The sequence below is a fragment of the Bacillota bacterium genome (genome assembly GCA_040754675.1).
Lineage (GTDB): Bacteria > Bacillota > Limnochordia > Limnochordales > Geochordaceae > Geochorda.
Genome location: JBFMCJ010000143.1, coordinates 1 through 8,782 on the forward strand (window position 1 = coordinate 1; position 8,782 = coordinate 8,782).

The following is an 8,782-nucleotide window of genomic DNA, read 5'->3' on the forward strand; positions in this document are numbered from 1 at the left end:
TGGCCGTGCTTGAGGCGGCCCGGTCGCTCGAGGTGGCCTGGGACCGGCTACTCGTGAGGGTGCAGCCGGCTGACGGGCCGTTGAGTTGGGAGGTACCGTGAGGTGGCGCAGCAGCACATGGCCAGGCGGGCCTGGCAGTGGCCGCTGATCGCTGCGCTGGCAGTCGTGCTGGGGGCAGCGGGCGGTTGGTGGTGGCTGGCAGCTCGACGGGCCGAGGGAGGACCAGCCGACCGGGCGGCTCGGCTGGATCAGGCCCTGGGCCCCGGAGGCAGGGCAGGGGCTGTTACGGAGCAGCGCGGCCGCGAGCTTTTGCAGCTGGCCACCCAGGCAGGTGTGCGGGCCGTTCCCGTCCGGCGCATGGACATCCGGCGCTACGTGGAGGCCACGGGCAAGGTTACGGCGCTCCGGGACCTCAATCTGGCGTTCGGCGTGGCCGGACGCCTACAGGCCGTGCACGTCGTCGAGGGCGACCGGGTCAAGGCAGGGCAGGTTTTGGCGGCCCTGGACGATACCACGCAGCGGCTGGCCTACGTCCGGGCCCGCAACGAATACGAGCAGGCGCGCCTGGAGCTTGGTCCGGCTCAGGTTGAAGAGCGCCGGCTGTCGATGGAGGCCGCCCGGGAAGATCTCGAGGCGACGAAGCTTGTGGCCCCCTTCGACGGCGTCGTCGTCAGCGTGCTGGCCAAGGCCGGTGAGATCGTGGGGACTTCTCAGGCCGTCGTGCGGCTGGTGGACTTTGCTTCGCTTCAGGTCGAGGTGGCGGTCGATGAGGTGGATCTCCCCCACGTCCGGCCGGGCCAGCCAGCCCTGGTTTCGCTGAAGGGCTACCCCGACCTGGTGCTTCAGGGAGTTGTGGAGCGGCTGGCGACGGCTGCCCGAAGTCAGGGCGATCTGGTGCTTTTCGATGTGGTGGTGCGGTCGCAGGAGGCAAGGCAGGAACTGCTTCCGGGCATGACAGCCACGGCCCGCATCGAGGTGGAGCGGGCCGATAACGTCCTGGCCGTACCCGAAGAGGCCGTGGTGGAGGCGGGCGGTCGGTCTCTGGTCAGCCGGGTGGTCGACGGAAGCGTGGTGCTCACGCCGGTCCAGCTCGGCGTCAGCGACGGGCGCTTCGTCGAAGTGCGAGCGGGGCTCAACGAGGGCGACCAGGTGCTGGCCACCAACTACGAGGCGTACCGGCGGCTCTCGGGCGACAACGCCGGACCGTCGCCCAACACGTTTTTCCGGATTGGCCCGTCGCCGGTGCCGCGGGGGGTTTCCGGCGGGCGGTGAAGGGCCTCAAGGAGGCGCGGGCAAGCGTGGCTGACCACACGGCCGAGGCGGTCCCAACGGTTCTCGAGCTGGTGGCCGTAACCAAGGTCTACGGGCGCGGGGAAGCTGCTGTCGCGGCCCTCAGGGGCGTTGGGCTGACCATCCGGCGCGGCGAGTACGTGGCCATTACGGGACCGTCGGGTTCCGGCAAATCGACGCTGATGCACCTGATGGGCTGTCTGGACCGCCCCACGTCGGGGAAAGTGCTGATCGAGGGCGAGGATGCCACCCGTCTCAGCGAGCCGCGGCTGGCGGCGCTGCGCAATCGGCGCATCGGGTTCGTCTTCCAGACGTTCCACCTGATGCCCCGGGAGACGGTCCTGCGAAATGTGGAGTGGCCCCTCATTTACGCCGGCGTACCTCCGGCCCTGCGCCGGGAGCGGGCCCTGGCCGTGCTGGCCCAGATCGGGATGACCCATCGCGTCCGCCACCTCCCCGTGCAGCTTTCGGGCGGCGAGCGCCAGCGGGTCGCGATCGCCCGCGCACTGGTCAACGACCCCGCCGTCATCCTGGCCGACGAGCCGACGGGTAACCTCGACTCGGCCAACGGCGAGCAGGTGCTGGCCCTGCTCGAGGAGCTCAACCGGCAGGGGTGCACCGTCGTCGTCGTGACGCACGACCTGGGCGTCGCACGGCGGGCCCGTCGCCTGATCCGGATGCGGGACGGGCAGGTCGAGTACGACGGCGGAAGCAGTTTGCCGCGGGTCGACGGGGGGCCAGATAACCTGTGAGGGTCCGGGAGTTGATCGCCGTTTCCTTGAGCAGCGTCCGGGCAGGGGGCCTGCGGTCGTTTCTGTCGGTGCTGGGGATCGTCATCGGCGTGGCGGCGGTCATTGCCCTGGTTTCCGTGGGCCAGGGTGCGGCACTGCAGATCCACTCCCAGCTGACCGCTCTCGGTTCCAATCTTTTGACCATCATGCCCGCTGCGCGCACGGCCACGGGTGGCCGCATCTCCCAGGAGGTACTCTCCGGCCTCACGATGGATCTGGCCGACGAGCTGTCCACAGGCGCGCCGGCCATCGAAGCCGCGACGGGGCTGGTCCAGACACGGGCAACGCTCGTCGTAGGGGCCAGCAACCTCTCGGTGGCGGTGATGGGGGTCGGGGAGGCGTATGGCTCTCTGCTCAACTACCGGCCGGTCGCCGGCCGCTTCGTGCAGGCCCGGGACGGGCGGGACCGGCGAATGGCCGTGGCTTTAGGGTTTGGCGTGGCGCAGGACCTGTTCGGCAGCGAAGTGCCCGTGGGCCGGGAGATCACGCTGGTTTTCGGCGGCAGGGCCGTGCCAGGCGTGGTGGTCGGTGTCATGGAGCCGAAGGGAGCGCTTTTCTTTTCCAACTTCGACAGGCAGGTCTACGTGCCGGCCCGGACCCTGGTGGCGCGGGGCCTGGTGGCGGACCGGGTCGGTTCGTACCTGGCGCGGACCCGTGACGGCATAGCCGCCGAGGATGCTGTCGCCCAGGTGACGTTCTTCTTCGACCGGCGGCTGGGCGAGCCTGGCGTGGTCGAGGTGGCCAGCCAGCAGGCGCTGCTGCAGACGGTCGACCAGGCTACCGGCACCATGACCCTCCTGCTGGCGGCCATTGCGGGCGTGGCGCTTTTGGTAGGCGGCATCGGCATTATGAACGTCATGCTGGTGGCCGTTGCCGAGCGTACGCATGAGATCGGGGTGCGCATGGCCATCGGCGCCCGGCGGTCCGACATCTTGCGGCAGTTCCTGGCGGAAGCCACGGTGCTGAGTGTCATCGGAGGCATCATCGGCCTGCTGGCCGGGTGGGCCGGCGGGTGGGGCCTCGCGAGGGTGCTGGACTTCCCCTTCGTCATCTCCGCCCAGTCGATCCTTCTCGCCATAGGCTTTTCCATGGCGGTGGGGATCTTCTTCGGGATCTACCCCGCCCGTCGGGCGGCTCGCCTCGACCCGGTGGAGGCGTTGCGGTACGAGTGAGGGCCCTTCACATCCTCTCCGGAGGATCTTCACGATTCCTTTACGGCTGCTGCGAAGGCGTATGGCAGACTAGGCCGTGGGGCCGTGTACGAGAGCGGAAGATGTCCGCGCCCCACCCAATCAATCCGCCTTGTGGAGGGGGATCCCAAACGATGGGAACTCTGGATTCCAGGAAGGGGCTTCGGCGGTGGATCGTGCTGGGAGTGGTGGCGGCACTGGCCGTAGCGTCGGTGTCGGTCGCTGCGCTGGCGGCAGGGCCGCGGTGGGCGCCGGCTGCGGTGGCGGGCGTGCCGTACGGCTGGCAGGCGTTGGGCCTGACCGATGAGCAAATCCAGAAGATCGCAGAGATCCGGCAGAAGGCCTACGAGCAGTCCATCCCGAATCAGGGCGAGCTTTACACGCTGCGCCAGCAACTGGCCCTCGCGCTCTGGGCCGCGCAACCCGATGCGGCTAAGATGAAGGACCTGGCCACCCGGCTCAACGAGCTGCAGGGCCAACTCCAGCAGATCCAGCTTCAGGCCCAGCTTGACATCCTTGGGGTGCTGACCGATGAGCAGCGGGCCAAGCTCAACGCTCTAGCGCTAGGTGGCTTCGGAAAGCGCGGCTTTGGACCCCGCGGCGGCTTCGGCTACGGAATGATGGGGCCGGGCTGGCGTCGCTGAGCGCTTCCCGGTTTGGTCGCCTGCCAAAGGAGGCGCCCGGCCATCATGCCGGGCGCCTTCGCGTTTACGATACCCCCAGAATCCCCGCTGAGCCTTCTTCGCCTCCTTCTTGGAAGAGGCCTCTTCTGACCGGCTGATGCCTCTCCTCCCCGGAGGGCGAACACCTCCACCGCGCCTTGGATGGCCGCACGTCTGGCTTCAATCTTCGAGTGTCCCAGGGAGCCGCAAAGATGCTTTGCGAGCGCTCACTCCCCGGGGGGGTTCGGCCTCAACTGCTGCGCCTGGCCACGACGTCCACTTCGATCTCCACCTCATGGTTCGCGCGCAACACGCCCAAAATGGACGGGGGATCGAAGCCGAAGTCCGTCATCCGGATGGTGGTGCTCGCCGTCCCGCGCAGGGTGTCGCCGTTCAGTTCGAAAGAGCCCTCGAAGGAGACGGGGCGTACCACGTCCCGGATAGTCAGCTCACCGTGAAGAATCACGGAAACCGGCTCGCCTTCCCGATAAGTCTCCGGCAAGCCCTCGACTGACACGGGCTGGAACCGGGCAATGGGAAAGCGAGCCGACTCCAGCCACCGTTCCCGAATGGCCTGATCCCGGCGGGGTTCGTCCGAGCGCAACTGGCTGATGTCCACCGTGAACACGCCAAACCGGCTGTTGGCAAGCCGCTGCCGGTCGACGAAAATCTCGCCGCGGATGGCCTGGGTGACCCCTACCGCCACGTTGGGCCGGTTGAAGCGAAGGAGGGTTTCGCCCACCCGGTAGAGCGCCCGGGACTCCTCCGCCACCACGACGTAACGCTCAGCGGCAGCCGCAGGGGATGGGCCTGGCGCAGATGGTCCGGGCTGTCCTGCCGACATCGCTACGGCGGCTGGGGTGGGCTTGCCGTGGGGACTTACCAGCCACACCGCTGTGGCCAGCGCAACGACCGCCACCGCGGCGGCACTCGCGAGCGTAACATATCGTCCGACACGCATCGTCATCCCTCCGTGGTGTAGCGATCGTGTAGGGAAGGTTCAAGCCTCTAGCCCAGTGTACCGGCGAGTGTTGCAGCGGCATGAACACAGTGTGAAGAACTTTCGAACGCATGGAACGGTTCGCGTGTGCTGCAGGCGCGCTGGGCGACCTTGGCCCTCGTTGTCGCGCGGTTGCTGGTCGCGGTCCATGCCTACGCGGCATCACCTCAAGACGTCGCTGTCCCAGAGGTTCGAAAACTTCCCGTCGAGCAGGCACGCGCTGAGCTTGAGGGCGTTGGATCTGCGCCGCCTACGCCCGGGCGAAGGCCCGGCGCATGGTTCTGGCCGGCTGGCTTCAGGTGCGCGACGGGCCAGGAGGGGACTACTACCTCCCCGCGCACCCGGCTTCCTTCCCTCCTGCACCCGGCGCCCCGCCCGTCGCACAGCGATCACGCCTAAACCGTCTAGGTGGTAGAAGCCGTACACCGCCCCGCGTTGGCCGGTGTGGCCGTCTTCAAGCCTGCATAACTTCACCTTACGTCGCATCCAGTCCACCGAACGTGAAAAGACCGCTGGATATCCCGAGCAAAGCCTTCACTTCCCGGCGGTCGGTCGAAGCCACAAGGTCTTTGACCATGAGCGTTCCCCAACCGGCTGCTGCCTGTCCGAAGCCGGCGCGGCGAAGGCCGTCCAGCTCGTCTTGCGTGCAAGCGTTTTGGTACAGGACGGGAGCCTGAAAGGTCCGCCGCACCGCCATCAGGACATCGACCCCTTCAATGCCAGGAAGCACTCGCAATTCCCTGACGCAAGCGTGGCCGCGCCGGCGGCTGACCACGGCATAGCCAACGGGCTCAGAGTCCCGGTGCACCAGGAACAGCTCCTCCCAACTCAGATCGCCGGCCGCCACGGCTCCCTGGATAAACCCGGGCGGCCGGTGGACGAAGCCAAGCCGACCGGAGACCGAGCGCTGGTAGAGAGAGTAAATCAAGGGTTCCTGTGCCTCTTCTCCCGGTACCAGGGCGTATTCCCCGCCGCGGTCTGGCGGCGGCTGCTCGTTTGCCGCGTCGCCCGCCACTGCCTGGCCCAGGTCCACGCCGTCCACGTAGCCTGACTTCAGGTAAAGGCCATGCGCAACGAGGGATCGGGACGTGGTGAGAAACGACCACCGCAGGCCCCGTTTTCTCATGCGCCGGTGCGCCTCTTCGACGAGGGCCTCAGCGGTGCCCTGTCTTGCCGCATCCGGGTGGGTTGCGACGGCCCAGAGCGCACCAAAGCGTTCAGGCCCGGAGGCTGTCTCCACGGTCGTCTCCAGGACCCCGACCTGGCCGAGGACCTTCCCGCCGTGGACCCCGTAGAGCGCCACAAAGGGCGTAAGGCGGGCTTCCCGCTCGCGCATGGCCGCTACCCGGGCAGCGTCGAGCGCGTACCCCAGGCTAAACAGGTTGAGCGCCAGGACTTGCTTCGGATCAACCTGGTCGTATTCCAGGATCTCCAACGTCATGGTCGCCACCCCCGCCGTTCACGAAGTATCGGGGCCGTCCCGGAAAGCCACGCCGTAGCGGGCCGCTGTCCTCTTCGTTATCAACGTCTGGGCTACCAGGCTGAGCCCCTCTCGGAAGCCAAGGACGTCCCGGAACGCCGCTCGGAGCTGCTCCACCCAGGTTTCATCCCCCAGCACGGGCTCGCCCGTGAAGCGGTTGCCGCTGCAGGCGGCCTGGCTCGCGGCGCCGCCCGCGGCCGGCAATCCGATTCAACGAAGATGCCTTTCCGGGGAATCACCTTCAGGCAGCCGTCGGCGACCAACTCGTCGTAGGCGCGGATGACCGTATTGCGGCTTACTCTGAGAAGGCGCGCCATCTCCCGCGTTCCCGGCACGCGGGCATCGGGAGGTAAGATCCCTTCTCCGACGAGCCTCCCGATTCGGACACGTATCTGCTTGTGCAGCGGCACCTCGCTGCGAGGAGGGGAGAAGACGTCGACGGTCACCGTTCGCTCAAGGGCCCGCTGCGCGTGCGCTACGTTGAGCGGCACCAGGTAGCTGTCGCCCTTGCGACAGATGACCGTTTCGGCGGTCGAGCCTACCCCTTCTTGCATTGCCGAGGGCTCGCTGTGCGCTGCCATCATATCGCTGCGCCGCCGGGACCGCCAGGATCAGGGTGGGGCGTACAGTTCCTCTCCGTTGCGGGATCACCCAGGTTTCCCAGCGCCACGATCGCGTTCCGGCGAATGTCGTTGCGATTCGGGTCATAGACGAAGTACCTCGCCCACACTGGCCACGTATTCTTCATTGCCCGAACTGGCCAGGGGCGCGAGATCGAAACGGGCTCCCTCCCCTTCCGACTGGGCCGGGGCAGCGGTCAGTGCCCGCTTGTTGAATGGGCATACCTCCTGACACGCATCGCACCCGTAAACTCGAGTACCGAGTTTTGAACCCACCCGCCTGGGCAGCCACTCGCCTGCTCTCCAGGTGTTGCGATCGATACACCGGGTCGGGTCGAGCACGAAAGGGCCAACAAGCGCACCCGTAGGGCAATTGTCGATGCAAAGCCGGCAGTTGCCGCAAGGATCCCGGCGTGCGGGCGGATAGTCAGATCTCGGCAAGGGCTCGGCCGACCCGTCCGGTGGGCCGTCCTCGTTGACCAGCCGCCACCGACTGGGTCGCTCGTGCGCCACAAGAACTACTTCCCGGGCTACCTCTTCCTCAAATGCAGCCGCCTGCTGCAGACCTGCCCGCTTTCCGGCCACCTGGGGGCAGCCGGCCGGGAGCTGATCCTGTCCTGCCCGTCGGCGACCCTCAGCACGTCTGGCGTGCAATTCGAAGATACGCCCGCATCGCCCAAGGGCGAGGACCACCAAGAGTCGCTTTTGGGCGCAGCCTGGATCTGTTTGTGACGGAACCATGGCGAGCCCCGGAGCCGTTCATACAGCTCAGGTCGCCCGGTGCCGGAGGAGCCACAACGGAGAAACGTCTGCCGGCCCGTGGATCTCGCTAGACCGCACCGCGCATGAGATGCTCGTTGTGCACGGTGAGACCGCCAATCCTGCCGGTGGAGGTGAGTGGGGTGGAGCTGCGCCAGCATGGTGTCGGTAGGGGGCCGGGACCGGATGACCCGCTGTATGCGCAGGCGCTTGCCCGGATGCAGGGTCTGCTCGAAGAGGCCGAACGAGAACGGTTGGCGGGGCTGGCCATGCAGAGTGATCCTGGCAACCCTGGACAGCTCAAGAGCCCGGGACGCCGTGCGCTCGCTCGCTTGCTCCGGCGGGCCCGAGCAGTGATTGTGGTGGCGATTCAACATCTTCGAGGGCCGGTGTGATGCGCCTCCGCCGCCCCAGTTGTTGCCACCTGTTGCGTCAGCGCCGCAACAGGTCGGGATAGAGATAGGGTTCCGGCAGGCACGAAGTTGTGGCGACTTCACCAAGAGAAAAGGTCTGACGTTCGCGTACCTCTTGGCAGGAAAGCACGGGGATGCGTCGTACCTCTTGGTTGCAACAAAAAGCGCAAACGTTGCGTTAGGTGTTGCGCTAACTGGCGCCGCCCGGCCCGTGCGGCGAATGCACGTACGCGCCGGCCTGTAAGCGCAAGGGAGCGTGGCCGTCCCGGAGGTTGCCGCCTGCTCGACCAGCTGGGCACCTCGCGAGCGGGCACGCCTGTGCGGATCATTGTGCCGACGCGGCTGGTTCTTCGAGGGTCGACGGCGCCCCTTGTCCGGGGGCTTGCCGGGTGGGGGGTGAGTGTCTGCGGCCGTCGGTGGAGCGAGATCCTGGTGTAGTTTACGGGGAGTCTGGCGCCGCGGTGGCGTACGGGTTTTCCCGCGTAAAGTAGCCGGACCGGGACGCGCTGTTCTTCATCGTCATCCTGACGATGATCCTGCCGCCGCAAGTGACCACGATCCCGGTCTACCTCGTCTT

Annotated in this window: 11 protein-coding genes; 6 read left to right on the forward strand and 5 right to left on the reverse strand. The window is 67.1% G+C overall.

Annotated elements, in window-relative coordinates; translation table 11 throughout:
• Positions 1-102 precede the first annotated feature (102 nt).
• From AB1609_09860 to AB1609_09875, 4 genes are all read left to right on the forward strand, one after another.
• A complete protein-coding gene (locus tag AB1609_09860) occupies positions 103-1,272 on the forward strand; it encodes an efflux RND transporter periplasmic adaptor subunit (GenBank protein MEW6046769.1) in 1,170 nt (389 codons plus the stop codon).
• A gap of 26 nt (positions 1,273-1,298) precedes the next feature.
• Complete coding sequence (locus AB1609_09865; protein MEW6046770.1) at positions 1,299-2,042, forward strand: ABC transporter ATP-binding protein; 744 nt, start codon at positions 1,299-1,301, stop codon at positions 2,040-2,042.
• A complete protein-coding gene (locus AB1609_09870) occupies positions 2,039-3,253 on the forward strand; it encodes an ABC transporter permease (GenBank protein MEW6046771.1) in 1,215 nt (404 codons plus the stop codon). The genes AB1609_09865 and AB1609_09870 overlap by 4 nt, the downstream gene beginning before the upstream one ends.
• Before the next feature lie 152 nt (positions 3,254-3,405).
• On the forward strand, positions 3,406-3,915 hold the full coding sequence (locus tag AB1609_09875; GenBank protein MEW6046772.1) for a periplasmic heavy metal sensor: 510 nt from the start codon (positions 3,406-3,408) through the stop codon (positions 3,913-3,915).
• A gap of 268 nt (positions 3,916-4,183) precedes the next feature.
• On the opposite strand, the gene AB1609_09880 is transcribed toward AB1609_09875, so the two are convergent.
• From AB1609_09880 to AB1609_09900, 5 genes are all read right to left on the reverse strand, one after another.
• On the reverse strand, positions 4,184-4,894 hold the full coding sequence (locus AB1609_09880) for a YceI family protein (protein MEW6046773.1): 711 nt from the start codon (positions 4,892-4,894) through the stop codon (positions 4,184-4,186).
• Positions 4,895-5,408: 514 nt separating this feature from the next.
• Positions 5,409-6,374 (reverse strand): GNAT family N-acetyltransferase, encoded by a 966-nt coding sequence (locus AB1609_09885; protein MEW6046774.1) that lies wholly within the window; start codon positions 6,372-6,374, stop codon positions 5,409-5,411.
• 18 nt (positions 6,375-6,392) lie between these two features.
• Complete coding sequence (locus AB1609_09890) at positions 6,393-6,530, reverse strand: hypothetical protein (protein MEW6046775.1); 138 nt, start codon at positions 6,528-6,530, stop codon at positions 6,393-6,395.
• Positions 6,467-6,997, reverse strand: a complete 531-nt coding sequence (locus tag AB1609_09895; GenBank protein ID MEW6046776.1) for a GntR family transcriptional regulator — start codon at positions 6,995-6,997, stop codon at positions 6,467-6,469. The genes AB1609_09890 and AB1609_09895 overlap by 64 nt, the downstream gene beginning before the upstream one ends.
• Before the next feature lie 120 nt (positions 6,998-7,117).
• A complete protein-coding gene (locus AB1609_09900) occupies positions 7,118-7,618 on the reverse strand; it encodes a 4Fe-4S double cluster binding domain-containing protein (protein ID MEW6046777.1) in 501 nt (166 codons plus the stop codon).
• Between AB1609_09900 and AB1609_09905 the strand changes: the two genes are divergently transcribed.
• Entirely contained in the window at positions 7,538-7,765 is a 228-nt protein-coding gene (locus AB1609_09905; GenBank protein MEW6046778.1) for a hypothetical protein, read from the forward strand. The genes AB1609_09900 and AB1609_09905 overlap by 81 nt on opposite strands.
• Positions 7,766-7,899: 134 nt before the next feature.
• Positions 7,900-8,187 carry a hypothetical protein gene (locus AB1609_09910; GenBank protein ID MEW6046779.1) on the forward strand — a complete coding sequence of 96 codons (288 nt, stop codon included), beginning with the start codon at positions 7,900-7,902 and terminating at the stop codon, positions 8,185-8,187.
• Positions 8,188-8,782 lie beyond the last annotated feature (595 nt).

What these genes read in the sequence shown, in the direction of transcription:
- AB1609_09895 (MEW6046776.1), bottom strand. Translation starts at nt 6,997, where the DNA reads ATGATGGCAGCGCACAGCGAGCCCTCGGCAATGCAAGAAGGGGTAGGC.
- AB1609_09875 (MEW6046772.1), top strand. Translation starts at nt 3,406, where the DNA reads ATGGGAACTCTGGATTCCAGGAAGGGGCTTCGGCGGTGGATCGTGCTG.
- AB1609_09885 (MEW6046774.1), bottom strand. Translation starts at nt 6,374, where the DNA reads ATGACGTTGGAGATCCTGGAATACGACCAGGTTGATCCGAAGCAAGTC.
- AB1609_09880 (MEW6046773.1), bottom strand. Translation starts at nt 4,894, where the DNA reads ATGCGTGTCGGACGATATGTTACGCTCGCGAGTGCCGCCGCGGTGGCG.